The organism is Azoarcus olearius (genome assembly GCF_001682385.1).
Lineage (GTDB): Bacteria > Pseudomonadota > Gammaproteobacteria > Burkholderiales > Rhodocyclaceae > Azoarcus > Azoarcus olearius.
The window spans coordinates 1,510,021-1,530,788 of sequence record NZ_CP016210.1 but is presented as its reverse complement, the minus strand read 5'-3'; the positions used below and the strand labels follow the sequence as shown (position 1 = coordinate 1,530,788).

20 protein-coding genes are annotated in these 20,768 nt (G+C 61.8%); 8 read left to right on the top strand and 12 right to left on the bottom strand.

The window, feature by feature from the left end; all coding sequences use genetic code 11:
- The first annotated feature begins 11 nt into the window (after positions 1-11).
- Positions 12-1,406, top strand: coding sequence for a GTPase HflX (gene hflX / locus dqs_RS07105; protein WP_169823507.1), 1,395 nt, complete (start codon positions 12-14; stop codon positions 1,404-1,406).
- A 61-nt stretch (positions 1,407-1,467) separates the two neighbouring features.
- On the opposite strand, the gene dqs_RS20455 is transcribed toward hflX, so the two are convergent.
- The 7 genes from dqs_RS20455 to dqs_RS07085 form a co-directional block, all read right to left on the bottom strand.
- Entirely contained in the window at positions 1,468-2,061 is a 594-nt protein-coding gene (locus dqs_RS20455; protein WP_084018294.1) for a S1 family peptidase, read from the bottom strand.
- Between the two features lie 461 nt (positions 2,062-2,522).
- The gene (locus dqs_RS20450; RefSeq protein WP_084018292.1) at positions 2,523-3,269 is read right to left on the bottom strand and encodes an HNH endonuclease signature motif containing protein; all 747 of its coding nucleotides are present in this window, start codon (positions 3,267-3,269) and stop codon (positions 2,523-2,525) included.
- 314 nt (positions 3,270-3,583) lie between these two features.
- Complete coding sequence (locus dqs_RS07100; protein ID WP_065340052.1) at positions 3,584-5,368, bottom strand: ATP-binding protein; 1,785 nt, start codon at positions 5,366-5,368, stop codon at positions 3,584-3,586.
- On the bottom strand, positions 5,365-6,504 hold the full coding sequence (locus tag dqs_RS07095) for an SIR2 family protein (RefSeq protein WP_065340051.1): 1,140 nt from the start codon (positions 6,502-6,504) through the stop codon (positions 5,365-5,367). Before dqs_RS07095 ends, dqs_RS07100 begins: the two co-directional genes overlap by 4 nt.
- Before the next feature lie 171 nt (positions 6,505-6,675).
- A complete protein-coding gene (locus dqs_RS20700) occupies positions 6,676-7,548 on the bottom strand; it encodes a hypothetical protein (protein ID WP_157108158.1) in 873 nt (290 codons plus the stop codon).
- A gap of 275 nt (positions 7,549-7,823) precedes the next feature.
- Positions 7,824-8,543 carry a phospholipase D family protein gene (locus dqs_RS07090; protein WP_065340050.1) on the bottom strand — a complete coding sequence of 240 codons (720 nt, stop codon included), beginning with the start codon at positions 8,541-8,543 and terminating at the stop codon, positions 7,824-7,826.
- Positions 8,544-8,753: 210 nt separating this feature from the next.
- Positions 8,754-9,758 (bottom strand): AraC family transcriptional regulator, encoded by a 1,005-nt coding sequence (locus dqs_RS07085; protein ID WP_011765053.1) that lies wholly within the window; start codon positions 9,756-9,758, stop codon positions 8,754-8,756.
- A 166-nt stretch (positions 9,759-9,924) separates the two neighbouring features.
- Between dqs_RS07085 and dqs_RS07080 the strand changes: the two genes are divergently transcribed.
- Positions 9,925-10,779 carry a class I SAM-dependent methyltransferase gene (locus tag dqs_RS07080; RefSeq protein ID WP_011765052.1) on the top strand — a complete coding sequence of 285 codons (855 nt, stop codon included), beginning with the start codon at positions 9,925-9,927 and terminating at the stop codon, positions 10,777-10,779.
- Between the two features lie 169 nt (positions 10,780-10,948).
- A complete protein-coding gene (locus dqs_RS07075; RefSeq protein WP_065340049.1) occupies positions 10,949-11,863 on the top strand; it encodes a Tim44 domain-containing protein in 915 nt (304 codons plus the stop codon).
- A gap of 141 nt (positions 11,864-12,004) precedes the next feature.
- Here dqs_RS07075 and dqs_RS07070 read toward each other — a convergent pair whose 3' ends face one another.
- Positions 12,005-12,757 carry a class I SAM-dependent methyltransferase gene (locus dqs_RS07070; protein WP_065340048.1) on the bottom strand — a complete coding sequence of 251 codons (753 nt, stop codon included), beginning with the start codon at positions 12,755-12,757 and terminating at the stop codon, positions 12,005-12,007.
- Positions 12,758-13,041: 284 nt separating this feature from the next.
- On the opposite strand from dqs_RS07070, the gene dqs_RS07065 reads away from it, so the two are divergent.
- From dqs_RS07065 to dqs_RS07055, 3 genes are read left to right on the top strand one after another with little or no spacing between them, the layout of a single operon-like run.
- On the top strand, positions 13,042-13,647 hold the full coding sequence (locus dqs_RS07065; RefSeq protein ID WP_065340047.1) for an ABC transporter ATP-binding protein: 606 nt from the start codon (positions 13,042-13,044) through the stop codon (positions 13,645-13,647).
- Positions 13,644-14,441, top strand: a complete 798-nt coding sequence (locus tag dqs_RS07060; protein ID WP_065340046.1) for an ABC transporter permease — start codon at positions 13,644-13,646, stop codon at positions 14,439-14,441. The genes dqs_RS07065 and dqs_RS07060 overlap by 4 nt, the downstream gene beginning before the upstream one ends.
- Positions 14,442-14,499: 58 nt before the next feature.
- The gene (locus dqs_RS07055) at positions 14,500-14,871 is read left to right on the top strand and encodes a hypothetical protein (protein ID WP_011765047.1); all 372 of its coding nucleotides are present in this window, start codon (positions 14,500-14,502) and stop codon (positions 14,869-14,871) included.
- 15 nt (positions 14,872-14,886) lie between these two features.
- Here the strand turns inward: dqs_RS07055 and dqs_RS07050 are convergent, their stop codons facing one another.
- Both dqs_RS07050 and trmA read right to left on the bottom strand, forming a co-directional pair.
- Complete coding sequence (locus dqs_RS07050; RefSeq protein ID WP_065340045.1) at positions 14,887-15,225, bottom strand: zinc ribbon domain-containing protein YjdM; 339 nt, start codon at positions 15,223-15,225, stop codon at positions 14,887-14,889.
- Between the two features lie 34 nt (positions 15,226-15,259).
- Positions 15,260-16,354 (bottom strand): tRNA (uridine(54)-C5)-methyltransferase TrmA, encoded by a 1,095-nt coding sequence (gene trmA, locus dqs_RS07045; RefSeq protein WP_065340044.1) that lies wholly within the window; start codon positions 16,352-16,354, stop codon positions 15,260-15,262.
- Between the two features lie 201 nt (positions 16,355-16,555).
- Here trmA and dqs_RS07040 point away from each other — a divergent pair, with 201 nt between their 5' ends.
- Both dqs_RS07040 and tssA read left to right on the top strand, forming a co-directional pair.
- A complete protein-coding gene (locus dqs_RS07040; RefSeq protein ID WP_011765044.1) occupies positions 16,556-16,819 on the top strand; it encodes a PAAR domain-containing protein in 264 nt (87 codons plus the stop codon).
- 6 nt (positions 16,820-16,825) lie between these two features.
- Complete coding sequence (gene tssA / locus dqs_RS07035) at positions 16,826-17,947, top strand: type VI secretion system protein TssA (RefSeq protein WP_065340043.1); 1,122 nt, start codon at positions 16,826-16,828, stop codon at positions 17,945-17,947.
- On the opposite strand, the gene tssG is transcribed toward tssA, so the two are convergent.
- The gene (gene tssG, locus dqs_RS07030) at positions 17,944-18,960 is read right to left on the bottom strand and encodes a type VI secretion system baseplate subunit TssG (protein ID WP_065340042.1); all 1,017 of its coding nucleotides are present in this window, start codon (positions 18,958-18,960) and stop codon (positions 17,944-17,946) included. The genes tssA and tssG overlap by 4 nt on opposite strands.
- Positions 18,924-20,762 carry a type VI secretion system baseplate subunit TssF gene (tssF, locus tag dqs_RS07025; protein ID WP_065340041.1) on the bottom strand — a complete coding sequence of 613 codons (1,839 nt, stop codon included), beginning with the start codon at positions 20,760-20,762 and terminating at the stop codon, positions 18,924-18,926. Before tssF ends, tssG begins: the two co-directional genes overlap by 37 nt.
- Positions 20,763-20,768: the final 6 nt, after the last annotated feature.

Below are 20,768 nucleotides of genomic sequence, written 5' to 3'. Positions count from 1 at the left end.
CTGCCGGGCCCGTGGCTTCATCCGGCAGCATCTCCACCTACTGCCGCTCCACCCGCGCCCGCATGCAAAAAGACCTCGCCGACAAACCGCGCTACGCCATCGCCGCCTCGGTCCAACTCCCCAACGTCAGCGACGCCGAATTCGAAGCCTCGCTCGCCGAACTGCGCGAACTGGCCAAGACGCTCGGCTACCAGGTGGTCCACACCTTCGTGCAGAAGCGCGGCGGCTTCGACACCACCGGCTATCTGGGCGTGGGCAAGCGGCAGGAAATCCGCGACTTCGTCAGCAGCCAAGCCGGCTTCGACGCCGCGCCCAACGCCACCGTGCCGCGCACCGGCGAAATCGAGGCGCTGCTGGTCGACCACGAAATCTCGCCCTCGCAGGCGCGCAACCTCGAACTGGAAACCGGCTGCGAGGTGATGGACCGCACCATGGTCATCCTCGAAATCTTCCACCGCAACGCGCGCTCGCGCGCCGCCAAGGCGCAGGTGGAAATCGCCCGCCTCGGCTACATGGCACCGCGCCTGCGCGAAGCCGCCAAGCTCGCCGGGCCGCAGGGGCGCCAGCGCAGCGGCGTGGGCGGCCGCGGCGCCGGCGAATCGCACACCGAACTCGACCGCCGCAAGATCCGCGACCGCATCGCCGAACTGCAGCTCGAAATCGTCGCCATGGAAGCCGAGCGAAAAACCCAGCGCGCCCGCCGCCAGGGCCGCCAGAGCCTCGCCAACGTGGCCCTGGTCGGCTACACCAACGCCGGCAAATCCACGCTGATGCGCGCGCTCACCGGCAGCGAGGTGCTGGTCGCCAACAAGCTCTTCGCCACGCTCGACACCACGGTGCGCACCCTCTACCCGGCAAGCGTGCCGCGCGTGCTGGTCAGCGACACCGTCGGCTTCATCAAGAACCTGCCGCACGGCCTCGTGGCCTCGTTCAAATCCACCCTGGACGAAGCGCTGGACGCCGCCCTGCTGCTGCACGTCATCGACGCCAGCGACCCCGGCTTCGAACGCCAGCTCGAAGTCACCGACAAGGTGCTGGAAGAAATCGACGCCCAGGACATCCCGCGCATCCGCGTCTTCAACAAGATCGACCACGTCGGCGACGCCGCAGCACAGGCCGAATGCGAAGCCGCGCTGCGCGCCAAGTACCCCGACTGCATCGTCATGAGCGCGCGTCGGCCGGATGAGGTGGCGAAGCTACGGCAGACCATCGTGGCTTTCTTCCAGCGTGATCTGGTGGAGGCTGAATTGCTGCTACCGTGGTCGGCGCAGCAATTGCGGAAGGAGATTTACGCGAATTGCGAAGTGCTGGAGGAACGGGCGGAGGATGAAGGGGCGGTGTTTCGGTTGAGGGGGGAGCAAGAAGTCGTCGAGCGGTTGCGCGAACGTTTTCTTATGGCAATTTGAGGCACAGGCCGCGACAGGGGAGACAGCTAATTCTCTGCGGATTTACTTTTTCGAAGCACTATCACCCGGCGGTCAGATATGGTCGAAAGAAGGATGCCGGAATAGAAAGGCACTGATTCTGATATCGGAAAACACCCCAATTCAGTCCTACGAGTTCGCCCTTTACATTGATCACGGGACCGCCGGACGAACCCGGAGCACAAAATGCAGCCAAAAGAATGGACTTCCCAGCGTCGGTATCAACGAGTCCCTCGACTGTTCCTTGCCCCACTACAGGCAAACCTGCTGGGTAACCAAAAATCCATACATTCTCGCCTTCATGAATATCAGGGTTGAGCCGAACGGGAGTGCCAGCGAAGCCACCACCGAGAATGCATGCGTCATGACCACCAAGACGGTAATGCTTAGTCACATAGAACTGCTGGCCTGTTTGACGATGGATTACCCGAGGCCAACCAGGGTGCCCCCTCAGAACATGACAGTTGGTAAGAATTTTGTCTCTAGCAACAAGAACGCCAGTTCCAAATCCTATCTTGCTGCTGTTTGGATAGGGAAGCTCAACTCTATAAATAGCCGACTCTACGGCGTAGGGATTAGAGTCTGCTTCCGCAACAGATGCGCTGAACGCCATGAGGCTTGTCAGTATTCTTTTCATGCTGTGAATCTAGCCCAGAACAGTAGGTTGGCTTACCCGCGGCGCATTCATGCGCACTGTAAGGTTTCGACAGCATGGAATAACATGCTGATGACCGCTTTGGAAAAAAATCGACGCCCACGGCTTCTGGCCGAGATTTCGCGCTCGGCCAGCATTGAGACCTGTCGTCCGTTCACACCTCGCCCAAACGGAAATTCTGTCTGCCAGCAGTCGGCCGGAGTCGACCCAAAGGCGACAAAGGTGAGTGCTGCAACCGGCCATTCTTGTTGGATATTCCATGGCCTCATGCGCGTGTTGGTCGGCCACACCTCAGGGCTCCAGCAGCTACGCGTCCCGCATGAATGCAGGAAGGTGGGCGGGATAGCCACCTACGTGATATCAAGCGTTTGCCAAAATTAGGTGGCCACACACAGCTCTCCGTTTGATGCTATTCGCGTAGCCGCGGGAGCCCTGGGCCACACCTACTCTTTGGAGAGTCGCTCATCCCATCTTTTCTGCAAGGCAGTTTTTGTACGTTCCAAGGTAACTCTTGGAATTCGCCGCCCCTCAATAAGCTTCAAATACCCTTTCGAAAGCACCCCAATGATGCGAACCTCACCCTCCGGATCGATTTCGATCAAGCCGCAATCCCATAAGCGATGAATATCTGTTCTAAGCAACAGCCCGTTCTCCTCGGTTTCTGCCCCACCTGCTGCCGAGTCGACGATATGGGCCGCATCAAGGATCTCTATCGTTGTTTCTCCCGTTACAGCACAGGCTTGGCTGCCCCGCAATAGATGATCTTTGAATTTCTGCTGTTTTCTTTTAATTCGTTTCGTAATCTCATATTCTACCCGCTTGCTGATGACTTCTGAGACTCTTGCCCAGCGCGCATATCCGCTGTCATCCCCGATTTCAGAGCTTTCCCATTCTGTCTTTCCGTGCTCCTGCCCCGGTTCGATTCTAATAGTCGACACACCCCATAACATCCTGTACGCCGATCCTTCTAGCTCCGGATGCTTCTCCTTACGGTAGGTCAGCACAAACGTTGTACTCCCAGACTCATCCCGTTGAATCACGCAGTCTGGCAGCAGGTCAATTACTTCATCAGTCTCTCTCTTGAACTCGCGTGTCTTGGTGATGTGCGCGTGACCATCCAGATGGTCAGTATTGATGCCTATGTACTCATCAGCATGCGGCCACTGGATGCAGATCTCTGGATGTTTCATTTCGATTCCTCCACTTTCTACACGCACGGTCCCCCTTGCCGTCAAACGTGACGGCTGAGGCGACGGAAAAACGCAAAATTATGATCAATAACTATCGGCAGTCAGCCGTTCCTAACTCCGCTCATGCCCGGCAACTGCCTGATGCCAGCTGATAGCATTCCCAAGGACAGCCTCCGACCCAAAGCGGAAGTTCGATAGGCACAACTCGCTAGCTGGCCTTCAAGCTTTTTCTTGGAAGACTTATCAATGGCGAAGAGCAGATGGCTGCAAAACCAACTAAAAACCATCGACAAAACTCTAGTCGATTCAGTGTTTCACCATGGCTCCTCGTCAGGTAGTGCCCAAAGCTCTTCAAGGTTCACATCGTCACTGCTCGGGCGGTGCATTTTCAGCAGTGGGTCAATCTTCAAGATCATAGGCAGTTCGAAGGCCGTCCCCGTGACGACACAACAGCCCTTGGCCAAGGTTGGGATGAGAGCCTTGGAGCTGGAGTCCAAGGTGCTGATGGTGTTGTCCAGCAGCATGAGGTCGCGTTCGTTCACCAGCCGGTGGATGAAGAAGTTGTGGATCTGCGAAACGATGGTGGGCGAGATGTCGGCAGGCCGCTGACTGGAGAGTGTGAGGTAGACCCCGTACTTGCGCCCCTCCTTGATGATCTCCTCAAACAGCTCAAGCCTGTAGTCTTTCCAGATTTCATGCTCGCGGGTGGATTGCTCTGAGAGGATATTGTGAGCCTCATCAATAATCAGGTGCAATGTCCTCGTAGGTGGGCTCTTTAGGTTCTCATTGTCCTTGTGGCTCGTGTAGAAATTTTTGGCTATTAGCAGAGGCAAGATTTTCTTAATTTCGTTCTTGCACTTCTTCAAAGAGATGACTTGCAACAAATGTGTGGGAGGTGGCTCATCTACGATTTCAAGCACGTTGCGAAGAGCTGTGATGGAGGACTTGGCGCGGGAAAGTACAGGCTGGATGTGTTCATACTGGGCATAACCTAGGACGACATCTGAGCATAGCTGCAGATAGCATCTGAGAATCAGCTCTGTGAACTGATCCAAGTCATCGACATCAACGTGCTCATCCAATAGCGGCTTCATGAACTCAACAAAGCCACCGCTGTCGGAATCATAATAGTGGCCTTCAGCGGCTCTGAAGTATTTGCTCTTGCCGTTGTATGTGATGCCCTTCAAATGGTCTTGAAGCTCTTCGCAATCAATAATTCTGGCAATCTCCCTAGCAAGTTCAAGTGCATCTGGTTTTGGTTCGCCGGAACTAAAGGCTCTCTGCAAAGTCTTTTCAATATAGCGCTCAAGTGGCACATCTTTAAACCGCTCTTTGCCTGTCAGCACTCTTCGCAGAAATGGTTGCTGTGTGTTGGTCGTGGCTTGAAATAGAAGACTTAAAGTTTCAGCATCCCAAAAATGCGAGGCTTCAATCTTGAATTTGTGCTTTGCCTTTTTGGAATCCAGAATCGTTATCTTCTTCTGTTTAGCAGGAAGAATCTGGTCTTCAACATATTCGCCGTTGAAGTCAATAATGACAAACTGGCTTTTGCTTTTTAGGCCAGCCAGCTTCTCATCGAAAAGTGTGGTGTAGAGCTTCGCCAGTGTGTTTGACTTGCCACTGCCCGTGTTACCAAAGATTCCAAGGTGGCTGTTGAAGATGCGAGTCCATGGCAGGTTGATGGGCACGTTCTCCTTGAGCATAGCTCCAATGGAGAAGCTGGTTGTCCCCTCAGTCCCGTAGATCTTGCCGACCATGCGCTCACTGAGTAGGGATGCCTTGTCCCTGATCATGGGCATGTACTTCACACCCTCAAAGAACTTGTCATCCACGATGTAGCCGATGGGACGCACATCCACTTTTCGGATGTACTGGGTCTTCTCCGCATCAGTGTCCATGCGGCGCTCATCGAGGTGCTCGCCCTCTACCAGGCAGACGATGTCAATGAAGCCGCGCTGAATGGAGATGTGCTCCCTGAGCGACACTCCCCTGTACTTCACACCGTTATAGAAGATCGTCTCCTGGCTGGAGTCTTCAAAGATGCGTAGTGAGATGCGGATTCCTGAGACTGCAATGACTTCGCCAACGACGATGCTCATAGACCGTCCTTGTCTTGAGGAGACTCGTACTTTTCGGCCTTCAGAGAGAAGATGTACTTGTTGAAGTTGGTGAAGTCCAGCTTCTCGCCCTCAGGCGGACCGATGATGGTGACGTTTTTCCAAAGTTTGAATTCCTCACGCATGCTCTCAGCACTGCTTTGGCTGTAGCAGCAAATGAAAGTCTGAAGCTGTGGGTTTGACAGTGAGCGTTGGACCAGCTTTCTGATGTGTTCATCGGCAAACGAAAACCCGAAGGTGATGAGGATGGAGTTTGGCTTCTCAAGCTCATAGCTCAAGAATCTGAGCATCTGGTAGTAGTGCTCCTCAAACACCGTCTCATGAAACTTCCACTTGGTCGGGTTGACGATTGGAAGCTTGTTGTACTCGCGCCAGAAGTTTCTTCGCTGAGCGGATGTGAAACTAACTGAGGGAACTTTGGAAGAGACTCCCCCCTCAGTTGTGATGTAGTCTGAGAATTTCCCAATCTTTGCAAGTGTCTTCGTGTGGATGATGTTCTTGAACTCGTTTTTGTACTTGACTTCAATCTTGTCGCCACTCTTTGACCAATACACAGATCCATGCAGATGGATGATGTTAAGTTGAGGCACTCCATAATTGCTCCGCTCAAAAATACCGGTCTGGCATTGGAACGTGTTGAAGTTCTTTGCATGAAGATGCTTGCGATGAAATCCTGATGTTCCATCGTTCACCACGAAATCATGCGAACCCTTCATGAGGATGTTGTCGGCACTATGAACCAGGCATCCGTCATAGTTGGTCGTGAAAATATTAATTTTGCGGTTCAGATCTTTTCTTCGGTCAAGCAAGCCTAGCAAGGTCTTCAAGAAAACTTCGTAGCTTTCAAGATTAGCTTTCCCTTTTATTGTTGTGACATTTGCGGGGTTGAAGGTCTGCACGGGCAGGATGCACATGTTGTAGTAGTGCATGAAGAGAGCGGTCTTCTTGTCAGGATTGTTCTCATACCTCGTGGCAAGCGTCTCCACGGTTTCCCACTCCTCCTTGGCATTCTTGATTGCCAAGCCCAATGTCGGGAACAAGTCGGCTGAAGCTCCTGAGCCAATGAGAATGTTAATATTTTTGTTGTATGCGTCCAGCGGTTCGATTGACTCAAACATCTCTTCTCCTATTATTGTGCAGCGGTCATTCATGACCTAAGGCATACCTCTCTTCCTCGGCTAGAATGGCCGTTCGAGCCGATAGTAGCGACGGCCAGCAAAGAGAAGTGCTTATCTGTCATTTCAGCCACACCCACCCAGCCTAGGGCAAAAAGTGCTTATGCTTAATGATTATTTTGACCAGTGGACTCTGTTGTATTTTCCATTCGTCGGGATAGCTGATTCGACCACCTCTAAAAAATCACCGTTCGATATGTGATGAAGAAAACCGACTAACTCCTCCGAGTATCTCAACAAATGGATTTTTCCATACTCCGACGGTTCTATTTCCTTATGAAATGTCAAACCATGCAGATGGCCCTGATAAGCAACAATAAAGTAGTAGGCGCCTAATTTGAAGTGAACCAAAGGGACCGGCGCTACTGTTGCAATAAAAGGAGTCCCGTCGTACTCCAAGGTCTGAGCAAAAATTCCCTGCCGAACCGAAAAATGAAGTAAATTTTCCCTTAAATCTTTCGCGGGCAGGCTGGCAGCTACATCGTCGGCAAGGAAGACATAAACATCGACCTCGACGCTTGTCTTCGGATCAATAAGATGTGGTCTGATAGCATCTCTCAGCGCTCTGTAGTACCTATCACCACTATCTTCACCTCGCATCATTGGTGTAGAAGCCATAACTCGCCAAGCTACCGAGAGCGCAAAATAATAAACATCCTCGTCAAGCCCATTTTGCTCTTGCTTTCTGTAATATCTTTTGAAGAACTTGTCGACAAAAATTTTCTCGTAGAGGGCAAAAAAATCTTCACAATCTTTGCACAGTATCCTCAGAGCAAGAGTGTCGGACACTTCCGTTTTTGTATTGTTTAAATAAAATTTGCTCTTCTTGCTCGCCAACTTCAGCCAACGCATTACAAACTTTGGAATGATGTGGCCGAGTTCGCACAACTCACCGTCTAAGCACAGAAGGCAACTTGAGGGCAGTTTGCCACCATTAACCAGAGCATCATACACACGCTGGTTATTAGAGAAATTAGCAGGCTTCATAAAATACTATGGATCTTTCCTGTGGGTGCCGGCGAGCTTAAATTCGGTCGAAATCCCGCGTCACAGATCATCGCTAATGACTTGCAGGCATCCGCCAGCCATAGGTATATCGACTGACTGCTTTGGCCGAGTTGTGTGAGTTGGTCATGCGGTAAGTTTCAAAGCACCGCAGCCATTCAGACATCTACTTTGTGGCGTGCGTGACAGACCGCTTCTGGCCGTAAATATTTCAGCTACCCCCAAACCGAGGCCACTCAAGACCGGCCATCAATCCGCTACTGCAGTACATTCAAAGTCTCAGGCCAAATAAAATAAGGCCCAAACCGCGGACTGACCTTGAATTCCCCGCCGGCCTCCTTCCCCTTGGCCGTCAGGTAGTGCTTCCCACCCCGAGTTTCCAATAACCCCCCAGCAACTAGCTTTTCCAGGAACTCAGCCGTCTTCATCTCCGACTTCTGCGCCAGCTTGGACGTAGTCAGCTTGCCGCTCCTGTCGCCGCTGTCCTCGGATTCCGCCCTAACCTCGTCCTCTCCCTTGGAATCAGCACTCACCCGCTCCAGCGTAATCCGCACCTCATCACTGATCCGGATGATCCGCTGCGCTTCGTCATAGGTTTCGCGGTAAAGCTCGCAGTCTTCCTCGCGCCGGATCAGCACGCCCATTTCGTTGTTGTTGATCTGGCTGAATTCGTAGAGGTTGAGGCTGGTGATGATGGCCAGCTCTTCGTTCATGTAGCACTTGGCGTGCAGGTTCTTGCAGAAGCTGGTGCGGATGTAGGTGAGTTCCTTCAGCCAGTTGATTTCTTCCGGCTGGAGTTCGCTCTTGCCATAGACGATGCGGACGTCGATCTTCAGCCGGTTCTTGTCGGCCAGCAGTTCCTTCATCCGGTCGTTGAGCTTGAGGAAGGGGCTGATCAGGATCAGGCGATCCTTGGCGTTCTTGATGAGTTCTTCGAGGAAGTAGTTGGTCGCGCTGGTGTTGAGGAATTTGGCCATGGCGTGTGCGATGTTCAGGGTTCAATCGAACGGCTGGCCGGGGCTGTCGCTGCGCGGGTGAGCATACGCGGCGGCGAGCTTGGTTTCCGTTCGACATGATCGAACGGCATATTACCTTTGGATGTAGGCGGCACCCACGTGACCTGTGTCACGACGCGGAATGGTCGCGCGGTGCCGACGTCGGCATTACCCGCCCGCCAGCTTTCGCGGTCAGGCGGCGGTCAGCGCGGTGCGGCGCCAGGCCGCGGGGGGTTGCCCCACTAGCCGCTTGAAGGCGCGCGAGAAGGCGGCCTCGGATTCGTAGCCGACCTCGACGGCAATGGATGCAACCGTGCGGTTGGTTTCGCGCAGCAGGCGCGCGCCGAGCTGGATGCGCCAGTTGGCGAGGTAGTGCATGGGCGGCTGGCCGACGTATTGCAGGAAGCGTTCGTGCAGCGCGGAGCGCGACAGGCCGACCTCGCGGCCGAGGTCGTCCATGGTCCAGGCCTGCTCCGGCCGTTCGTGCAGCAGGGCCAGCGCGCGGCCGACGTAGCGGTCCCGCAGGCCGGCGAGCCAGCCGGTGGCGTCGTCGGGCAGACTGTCGAGGTAGCGCCGCGCCGTGTCGACAAACATCATCTCCGCCAGTCGTTCGAGCACCGCATCGGCGCCGGGGCGCTGTTCGGTGGATTCGCGCGCGGCTTGGTCGATGACGTGCGCCACCCATTCGCCGGCGCGCGCCGCGGGCAGGTGCAGCAGGCGCGGCAAGGCTGCCACCAGCGGGTTGAAGGGCTTCAGGTCGCAGCCGAGGAAGCCGCACACCAGCACGCTTTCCGCCCCATCCACCGGGCCGGTGGCGCCGGGTTCGTGCACGCCGTGGTGAAAGGCCACCGGCATCGGCTTGGGCACCTGGCGGGTGGCGAACACCCATTCCGCCGAGATGCGCTGCGGTGCGATGCCCGGCGCGCTGGACATCACATGGGCGTCGCCGTGCGGCAGGACAACGATGTCGCCGGGCGCCAGCCGCACCGGCGCCAGGCCATCCACCGCGGCCCAGCCGCAGCCGCGCGCCATCAGGTGGAATTCCATGACGTGTTCGGCGCCCGGCATCACGGCCGCGGCGATGTCGCGCGCGGGCGGCGCCTCGGCCGCCCATTGCGCGCGGTTGCTGACGTAGTAGAAGACCGCGCCGCGCAGCCGTACCGCGCGCAGCAGATCGGACAAGGTGTCTTTGCTCATCGCCGTGCTCCCCTCGCCCGGCCGTCCGACCGCAATTCCGGACGCTCGGGCAAGTCCTCCCGACTCTCAGTCAAGCATCGAACCGGGCCGGACGGAAGAATGGCCACACCGGAACAGGACATATCGCCGGCCGGTATTCAACCCGTACAGAGAGAGGAGAGTCACCATGAACGCACCCATCGAAGCCTGCGCCAGCGCCCCGGCTGCCACTCAACCCGCACCGGATCTGGAGGCAGTGAAGCGCCGCCAGCAGGCCACCTGGGCCAGCGGCGATTTCGCCGTGATCGGCACCACGCTGCAGATCGTCGGCGAATCGCTGGCGGAGGCGGTGGACCTGCGCGCCGGGGAGCAGGTGCTGGATGTGGCGGCCGGCAACGGCAATGCCACGCTGGCCGCGGCGCGCCGCTTTACGGCGGTTACCGCGATCGACTACGTGCCGCACCTGCTCGACAAGGCCGCTGCGCGCGCCAAGGCGGAAGGCCTGGCCGTGGAGACCAAGGTGGCGGACGCCGAGGCGCTACCGTTTGAAGACGGCTGCTTCGACGTGGCGCTCTCCACCTTCGGCAGCATGTTCACGCCCGACCACCCGCGCACGGCCGGCGAGTTGCTGCGCGTGGTGCGTCACGGCGGCCGCATCGGCCTGGCCACGTGGACGCCGGGCGGCTTTCTCGGCGATCTGTTCCGCGTGATCGGCGGCCACGTGCCGCCGCCGGCCGGGGTGCGCTCGCCGCTGCGCTGGGGCGAGGAGTCCTATCTGGTGGAACTCTTCGGCCCTCAGGCGGCTGCCATCCGCTGCGAGCATCGGATGTTCAACTTCCGCTACCGCTCGGCGGAACACTTCATCGACATCTTCCGCAATTACTACGGCCCCACCCACAAGGCCTTTGCGGCGCTGGACGCGGACGGACAGGCGCGCCTGCATGCCGACATGAAGCAGTTGCTGGAGGCGCGCAACGTCGGCGGCGCCGATTCGCTGGTGGTCCCGGCGGAGTATCTGGAGGTGGTGGTCACCCGCCACTGACGGCGCGCGGCGGCGCCCCTGATGCCGGAGGCGCCGCCCTCGCTGTCCGCCCGCGATTACCGACCGTCAATCATCCCGTTTTATCGAAGTAACTCTCTTCTGGTTCCTGATTTTTCTTTCTCTCCGGGGCGTTTACCCTGCTGGGGTACTTTTCCCCCAGGAGCCTTCCATGAAAGGAATTTCGTTGTTCGCGGCCGTGCTCGCCCTTGGCTTGGCCCTGAATGCCCCGCAAGCCGAAGCGGCCAAGCGTCTTGGCGGCGGCACTTCGTCCGGCATGCAGCGCCAGATGAGCCCCGCTCAAACCACGCCCTCCGCCCCGCCCGCTCAGGCGCCCACCGCGCCTGCGGCTTCGTCCGCCGCCAAGGCGCCTGCCGGCACCGCCACGCCGGCTGCGCAGCCCAAGCGTTCGTGGATGGGCCCGATCGCCGGTCTGGCCGCGGGTCTTGGCCTCGCCGCGCTGGCTTCGCACCTCGGTTTTGGTGAAGAACTCGCCTCGATGATGATGATCGGCCTGCTGGTGATGGCCGTGCTGGTGGTCGTCGGCCTGATCATGCGCCGCCGTGCCGCGGCCCAGCACCAGGGCGGCATGCAGTACGCCGGTGCCAGCCACGGCGCGCCGTCCGCTCGCAGCTACGATGTGGCGATGCCGCAGAGCGCCGGGAATACCCCTGCTCCGGCTGCCGCGGTGGCCGAGCCGGTTGCCGGCAATATCCCCGCCGACTTCGACGTGCAGGGTTTCGTCCGCCAGGCCAAGGTGAACTTCATCCGCCTGCAGGCTTCGCACGATGCCGGCAACCTCGACGATCTGCGCGAATTCACCACGCCGGAGATGTTCGCCGAGTTGAAGACCAACATTCTGGCGCGCGGCCAGTCGGCGCAGCAGACCGACGTGCTGGAGATCGACGCCGAGGTGGTGGAAGTGGTCGAAGAGGGTTCGCGCTACATCGTCAGCGTGCTCTTCCGCGGCCTGCTGCGCGAAGACCGCGACGCGGCGCCGGAGCAGATCCACGAAGTGTGGCACCTGGTGAAGCCGCGCGACGGCAGCGCAGGCTGGAAGCTGGCGGGCATCCAGCAGGCGCAGTAAGCGCGGTCAAACCCAGGCGCGGCGCCAGCAATGCCGCCGCGCTTGAACAGGAACAGGAAAGGCGCCCTCGGGCGCCTTTCTGTTTTTCCGGCACCAAGCGCAGCGCGGTGATTTCGCGCGGGCGGAAATACCGGTGGCCGCTCAGTGCGTCTGGCCGAGCTTGCTCCACATGTAGTCACGTACCGATCGCCCGAACACCCGGAAGCTGCGCCGCACGCCGTCCTGCGCGCGCGCCTTGGCCAGATAGTGTTCCGGGTGCACCACGTCCAGCGGCATCGGCGCAGGCAGCGCAACCGCCGGCCCGGCCTCCGCGGCGCCCGGCAGGTGATGATGGCGCGAGTACAACAGGATGTTCTGGCGATACCAGAACGGGATCAGGCTGTCGTCCCAGATGCGCGCGCGCACGATGTCGTGCACCGCATAGCCCCGCTCGGCAAACAGTGCTGCCCAGTAGTGCTGCCACTGCTCATTCACGTGATTGATGCCGCCCTGGAACGGCACCGCGGCCGAGAACAGCACGAAATCCGACAGCGCGGTGAGCGAGGCGACGAAATCCCGCGCCCGCGTTTCCGGCAGGTGTTCCGCCACCTCCAGCGAAATCGCCAGGTCGTAGCGGCGCGGCAGGCGGATGTCGCCGTTGGCGAGGTCCACCTGCTTGAAACTCGCGCGCGGTATCGCCAACAGGTTCTGGTCCACCCAGTTGCCGTCCAGCCCCTGCACATCCTTCACGCCCTTTTCCTGCAGCACCGACAGCCAGGTGCCCACCCCGCAGCCCAGATCCACCGCCGAACTCACCTGCGGGATGCGCTGCAGGACGATGGACAGGATGGTGTGGGCCGAATGCACGGTCTTGGCGTGACGATCGGCGTAAAACGCCTGCGAATACGACTTCATCGCTTCCTCCTCTGACGAAACCCCGGAATGCGGCATGACCGCGCCGCGCACGCTCGCGCGGCACCCTCCGCACCATGGAACCGGTGGGCGTTGCTTGTCGTTGTCGTCCGGCTGTTCGGGTCAGAACCCGATACTCGCCGCGCGTTCGGTTCTGTTCGGAACCCGAAGCATAGTTTGCCAACGCCATATGTGAAGGCGCGCGGCGTTGCCGAATGTAAGGCGCCGCAGCAGCCTGCATGCCGCGGCTGCCACTACAATTCGCCGTCCTCAGCCCAGCCTGCCCCATGCCCTCGCTCCGCCTCGACCAGCTTGCCAGCCTCCACGTCGGTCCTGTTTCGCTCGACATCGCCGCGGGCGAATGCGTCTGCCTGCGCGGGGCGTCGGGTAGCGGCAAGTCCGTTCTGCTGCGCGCGATCGCCGACCTCGATCCGCACCAGGGCGAGGCGTTTCTGGACGACCACGCCTGCAGCGCGATGCCCGCTCCGCAGTGGCGCCGCCAGGTGGCGCTGGTGATGGCGGAAAGCCAATGGTGGGCGGCGCAGGTGGGCGAACACTTTGCCCACGGACTGCGGCCGGAGTGGCTTGAGCGGCTTGGCCTCGCGGCCGACGCAGCGCAGTGGGAGGTGGCGCGCTGCTCCACCGGCGAACGCCAGCGGCTGGCGCTGCTGCGCACGCTGATGCTGCAACCCGCGGTGCTGCTGCTGGACGAACCCACCGGCAACCTCGATGCCGACAGCACCCGCCGGGTGGAAGCGCTGCTGCGCGACTATCAGGCGGACAGCGGCTGTGCCGTGCTGTGGGTGAGCCATGACGAAGCGCAGGCGGCACGCGTCGCCCACCGCCAGTTCGTGCTGGACGGCGGCCAGCTCCGGGGGCAGGCGGAACAATGAACGTGATCGAACTCAGCCCGCTCGACCTCGCGCTGGCCGCGCTGCTGGTGATCGCGCTCGCCGCGGTGTCGCGCTGGATGCGGCTCGCGGTGGAGAAGCAACTGCTGATCGCGGCGCTGCGCACGACGCTGCAGTTGCTGCTGATCGGCCTGGTGCTGAAAGCCTTGTTCGAGAACGCGCATCTCTACTGGGTTGCGCTGATGGCGCTGGGCATGGTCGTGATCGCCGGGCGCGAGGTGGTGGCGCGGCAGAAGCGGCGCCTGGCCGGCTGGTGGGGCTTCGGACTGGGAACGCTGTCGATGTTCGTGTCCTCGTTCAGCGTCACCGTGCTGGCGCTGCTGACGGTGATCTCCAACCATCCCTGGTACGCACCGCAATACGCGATACCGCTGCTCGGCATGGTGCTCGGCAACACCATGAGCGGGATTTCACTCGGCCTGGACCGGCTGACGCAGGATGCCGTGCAGAAGCGACCGATGCTGGAAACCCGGCTGGCGCTGGGCGAGGACTGGCAGTCCGCGATTGCCGACAGCCGCCGCGACGCGATCCGGGTCGGCCTCATCCCGATCATCAACGCAATGGCGGCCGCTGGCGTCGTCAGCCTGCCCGGCATGATGACCGGCCAGATCCTGTCCGGCACGCTGCCGGTGGAAGCGGTGAAATACCAGATCCTGGTGATGTTCCTGATCGCAGCCGGCACCGGCTTCGGCACCATGGTCGCGGTCAGTGCCGCGGCGCGGCGCCTGTTCGACGATCGCCACCGGCTACGGCTGGACCGCCTGCGCCAGGACTGAGCCTGCGCCGCGGTGGTGCCGCGCTACACTGGCAGCCTTCTTCCGCACTGCGCGTCCCATGCAACACGATCCGATTCCCGCCGGCACCAGCGAACGCGGCCTGCGGGTGGCGCTGATCTTCGCCCTCGCGGCGGAGCGCCTCTCCACCTTCTACGAACACGGCCAGTGGCTGACCGAAGCACAGGGCGCCACGCTGGCAGCCGAATGGCTCGCACGCTCGCGCCGCCAGCTGCCGCTGGAAGTACGCCGCGCACTTTCGGCTGCGAGCGACACGCTGGCTCGCCAGGTGCAAGGTTCGGTATCGCGCGAGGCCGGACTCTACATCGCGCACGAGATGATGGAAGCGCTCGACCCGCGGTACGAATCCGACATCGCAAAGTCCTTGATGGAAGAGTGCGAGCGCCTGCTCGACAGCGCAGGCGAAGGCTGAGCGCCGCGTGCGCGCTCAGGCCTTCTTGACGAAGGACGACTTCAGCCCCATCGCACCGAAGCCGTCGATCTTGCAGTCGATGTCGTGGTCGCCATCAACCAGGCGGATGTTCTTCACCTTGGTGCCCACCTTCACCACCGAGGACGCCCCCTTCACCTTCAGGTCCTTGATCACCACCACGGTGTCGCCGTCCTGCAGCACGTTGCCGTTCGCGTCGCGCACCACGCGCGCCTCTTCCACGCCTGCCGCCGCAGCCTGCGGCCACTCATGCGCGCATTCGGGGCAGACGTAGTTTTCGCCATCCTCGTAGGTGTATTCGGAACTGCATTTCGGACACTTCGGCAGGCTGCTCATTGGATTCTCGGTTCGGTGGTCGGGACGGCGCTGCTCAGGCCGCAGTCTTCTGCAGCAATACGCCGCACTCGAGGTGATGGGTATAGGGAAACTGGTCGAACGCCGCAGCGGCGGCAATGCCGTGCGTATCGCGCAGCGCGGCGATGTTGTCGTGCAGCGTCTGCGGGTTGCAGGAGATGTAGAGGATGCGGTCGAACCGGCGCGCCAGCGCGACGGTGGCTTCATCCAGCCCGCTGCGTGGCGGATCGACGAACAGGGTGCCGAAACGGTAGCCGGCAAGGTCGATGCCCTGCATGCGCCGGTAGGCGCGGCCGCCGGCCAGCGCATCGCTGATTTCCTCGCTCGCCATGCGCACCATGGTGACGTTGTCGACCGCGTTGGCGTCGAGGTTGTAGTGCGCGGCACGGACCGACGACTTGCTCATCTCGGTCGCCAGCACCTTGCCGAACAGCGGTGCCAGCGCCACGGTGAAGTTGCCGTTGCCGCAATAGAGTTCGAGCAGGTCCGCCCCAGAACCCTCGGCCTGGCGGCGCGCCCACGCCAGCATCTGGCGGTTCACGCCGCCGTTGGGCTGCGAAAAGCTGCCCTCGATCTGCTGGTAGTGCAGCGTGCGCCCGTCGAGTTCGAACGACTCCAGCACCCAGTCGCGCTCCAGCACGATCTTCTGCTTGCGGCTGCGCCCGATGAGCTGCACGCCCATCGCCGCAGCAAGTTCGCGCGCCGCCGCTTCCCAGTCCGCTTCCAGCGGACGGTGATAGACGAGGCTGATCATCAGCTCGCCGGACAGGGTCGCGAGGAACTCCACCTGGAAAAGCTTGCGCCGCAGCGGCTCACTCGCCATCACGCGCTCGCGCAGGACGGGCATGGCTGCGGCAATCGGAGCGGCCGCCGCCGGAAAACCGTCGATCAGCACCGGCCGCTTGGGATCGGCGGGGTCGAACATCGCGTAGTCCAACCTTCCCTCGCTGTGCCAGATGCGGAATTCGGCCCGCAGCCGGTAGTGCAGCGGTTCGGAGCGGAAAACCTCCGGTTCGGGCAGGTCGAGCGGCGCGAAATCCGACTTGAAGCGGGCGATTTTCGCGGCGAGCTGGGTTTCGTACTCGGCGGGATCGAAGCGAGGAAGCGACATGGCGACGTGAAGCGGCAGCAGGGGCCGTCCGGCGGACGGAGGCGGGACTATACCGCAGGCGGGGCTGCGGCCCTACTGAGGGCCGGCTTCGACTCCGCGCTGCAACGGGCGCCGGCAGGCGCCGCAAGGCCTGGAAGGCCCGAGCACTTCGGCCGGACGACGCGCTATACTTCGCGAAATTATCCATTTGTCATTTTTCAGATGAAACGCTTGATCCGGCTCGGGGACCCTACGACACACGGCGGCGTGGTGATCAGCGCCTCTTCCAGCTACGAAGTGCTCGGCCGCCCGGTCGCCCGCGTCGGCGATCGGGTCACCTGCCCGATGCAGGGCCACGGCCTGGCTGTCATCATCGAAGGCGACCCCGACTGGCTGATCGACGGCCGGCCCGTCGCCCTCGAAGGCCACCTCACCAGTTGCGGCGCAACGCTGATCGCCACGGTGGCCAGCGTGGGCAGGGAGTAAGCCGACATGGACGAAGCCGAATTCCGCGCCGGCCTGATGGCCCCGATTTCCGCGGCGAACCCCGCCGGCGAAGACCTTTGCTACACCCCCCTGTTCGACGACATCCGCAACGCCCGCCACGCGGACGACGACGCCCTCGGCCAGGGGGAATGGACGCACGCGGTCAAGGCGGCGGACTGGCCGCGCGTGGTCGAGTTATGCCGCACCGCGCTGTGCGCCCGCAGCAAGGACCTGCAACTTGCCGTCTGGTATGTCGACGCGCTGGTCCGCCACCAGCACTGGCCGGCGCTGGAATTCGGCCTCGGTTTCCTGTCCGACCTGCTGGACGGCTTCTGGGCAGTTGTGCATCCCCTGCCCGACGGCGGCGACTGGGGGGAACGCACCGCGCGCCTCGAATGGCTGGGCCGCCAACTGGCGGACCAGGTGGCCGCGCTTCCGCTCATTGCAGACGAAGTCCGCTCCTACAGCCTGCACGACTACCGCACGGCCATCGAGCGCGAGAATCGCCCCGATGCCGACTCCGCCGCGGGCGAGCCCGCAGCAGCCATCGACGCAGAACGCCTGCGGCGCGCCTTCCGCGCGGCAGACACCGCGCAACTGATGCAGCGGCGCATTCAGCTTGCGGCCACGCTCGCGGCCGCAAGCCGCCTTCAGGACTGCTGCGACCAGCATTTCGGCATGGACGGACCGAGCTTCGCCGCCCTCCAGGCCGAGATCGGCGCATGCGATGCCCTCCTCTCCCGCCACTTGCGGCCCACCATCACCCCACCGCAGTCGTCGCAGGCAAGCCCCCCCGCGCGTCTGCACGGCGAGCCGGATCGACCGCCCTCGTCGCGCGCCGACGACGGACGCCCGCCGTCCCGGCCGTACTCCAGCGACGCGCCTCCCCTGGCCCCGCTTCCAGACGGCGCGCCGCCGGACCGCGACGCGGCGATCCGGCAGTTGGCCGAGATCGGCCGCTTTTTTCGCGTCCATGAGCCGCACAGCCCGGTTGCACTGCTGATCGAACGCGCCGTCCGCTGGGCAGGGATGCCGTTCGAAGACTGGCTGCAGGCCGTGGTCAAGGACGCTGCCACGCTGGATCACCTGCGCGAACTGCTCGACCTGCCGCCCGGCGCGCGAAACTAATCCAGCAAGGCGTAGCGCAGATCGTCCGCATCGTCCTCCCGCGCCCTGGCCTCGAACCACAGATTGCTGCCGAGCGACAACGGCGCATCCGCGCCCAGGCGCGGTTGAGGTATGTCGCGACGGTCAAGCACCACCACCACCGTGCAGGCCAGCGCGTGCCCCACCGCATAGCGGATGAGACCCGCCAGCATCCGCGCCGCTGCACCGCCGGGCAGCAGCGTTTCGAACTGCTGACGGCGCACCGGCCCCACTCGCAGCCGGATCGCACCCTGCGCATCCCACACCCGGTCGCCCGAACAGGCCTCGCTGCCGAGCCCGCAAGCGTAAGTACCCAGACGGGAGCGTTCTGCTTCTGGCAACACCATCCACCGCCCGGAGAAAGACTCGATCCGCACTGTTACGCCGAGGACGCCCGCGATTACGGTCTCCAGCGCGTGCGCCGACAGCGGGCGCTGGGCGAGCAGGCCCGCGTAGCGTAGAAAGGCGAGCCGCGCAGGGGTCTCACCCCCGCCGATCGATGCCAATGCCGCCGGGCCCAAACCGCACAGATCGAGCAGATGCTCGGCGAAACGGTCCGTGCCGGCGCGTTCGGCCGCCAGCCAGTGACGGTACTTTCGCCATCCCTCGTGGAACAGGGCCAGCGCCCGATGGTTGAAGAGATCGAGGAACGCGCCTGCGGCACCGTCGTGCCGCAGGTGATTCCGCTCCAGCAGCATCTCGGTGTAGACGTGAGGCAGGACTCCGCTCGGGCCGGTCAGGCCCATGAAGGCCACGCTCAGTTCTCCGCCCATTGGCCGCTCGCCCGCGGCGCCCGCCGGCACGGTCGCCGCGGCAAGCTCACTGGGTGGAAACGCAAGGCTCAGGGCCGCACGAAAGCGCACCGGGCGCTCGTGCCCGGCCGCCGCCGAGATCAGCTCCAGCAAGCGGACCGCCTGGAAAAAGCCGAAGCAGTGCGGTTCGGCGGCCAGTTCGGCACTCAGATCACGATCGCTTCGCCGCTGCGGGGTGGCCATTGGACCACGTTCTCCTCATCGTTCAGGCAGCGGTAGCGCAATTGCACGAAGCTGTTGGGTGCGCAGTACAAGGCAAAGAAGCGTTCCAGCACGCTGGCGAACAAGTAGGCGCTGGCACCGACAAAGGCCTCTTCGTCCAGCACGAGGTCCACCGCAGTGCCACGGACGAAACTGATGAAGTCGGGGCCTGCAAGACGAGCAACCGCGGGGGCGCTGTTCACCTCGCGGATACCTTCGATGTGGCGCCGCGCGGCCGGCCGGTCGAGCGGGTTGTAGAGCGCGAGGATGTCCTGCAGCGCCCCCTTGCCCTGGCTGACGATGGACAGGTAGTTGAGCGACAGGTGCGACACCAGCCGCCACTGGAAGCCCTTGCGGTGCGGGTTGCGCAGGCTGGGCGTGGGCTTGCGCAACAGCCGCACCCGCTTCACCACCGCCTGTCCCGGCAGCGTGAAATCGGTGTGCGGGCCGGCATCACCACCGCCGAAAGGCAGGCGCTCCGGCAGGTCGCGGTTGCTGCACAACAGCGCCAGGCTCAGCACCTCTGTCGCGGGGCGGACGGCCGAGAAGCGGGCATCCACCAGATGGAGCGATACCTCGGTTCCCCGGTCGTTGGCTCGGGTCGAACCGTCCCGCCTGGCATGCCACCGAAAACGCGCGGCGTCCGCCTCCGTGGCCCCATTCAAACCATAGAGCGGTGGGACTTCCGTTGCGCGCGTGCCGGCGTCGTCCCTTTCGACGTAGTGCACACGCTCGATCGCGATCACCTCATAACCGAGCGGGCGGCGGGCGTCCACCACGATCGGGTAGGACTCGCGCCGATGAGTGACGCGAACCGGTTCGGCTGCGCGCGGGAACAGGTTGATCACCGGGGTGCAGCCAAGGCGGAAATGCCGCGCCTCGACGCTTTCGAGCAGGCGGGTATGGCGCTCTGCCCCTGGATAGCGCCTGATCGGGCAGTGCAGCCGAAAACGCTGCCCCGACAGCGCCGGCAGGCCGGTGACGTCCACAAACAGGAACTTCTCCGGCAGCGTGAAGTACTCGGTCAGCAAGCGGTAACCGAGGAAGGAGCGGTCGTCATAGGCGAGCAGCCCCTCGTCCCGGGCAAAGCCGACTGGCCGCAGCGCACCGCAGGGCAGGCGCTGAAGCCGCCCGCCTTGGTCCTCCACCCAGGGTTGCGCTTCGTGTTGCAGCAGCAACTGGTGGATCAGATAGGTCAGCGCCGGCTCGCCATCGAGGAAGAAGCGCAGCCGGTCGAGCTGGAGCGCACCGAGATCGACGCCGCCCTGGGTTTCCAGCGACAAGGTCAGCACGGCGGTCGCATCCGGCGCCTGCGCGGCAAGGTGGGCACTGACTGCGGTGAAGACCACCCGGGCCGACGCGACCGTCAGCGGATACAGCTCGACCGGATAGCAGGTGCGAAACCGGCAGGCCAGGTCGTCCACCGGTGGCGACAGCAGCATCTGCCCGCGCTCTATCCGGTAGCGCCCCGCCACTTCCGGACGCGCGGGGTCGAGTTCGAACTGCACGATGCTGGCCGAAGGAACAGGTTGCAGAAAGTGGGGATACAGGGCGTCGAGCAGGCTGGCGGTGATTTCCGGCAGGTCGTCGTCCAGGCGGCGATGGATGCGGGCACCGAGAAAGGCGAAGGCTTCGATGAGACGCTCGACATGCGGGTCCTCGCACTGGTCTCCCTCCAGCTGAAGACGGCCGGCGATCTTCGGGTAACGGCGCGCGAACTCACCCGAGAGTTCGCGCAGGTAGCCGAGTTCGGTTTCGTAGTAGCGCAACAGTTCGTCGAACATGGGGGC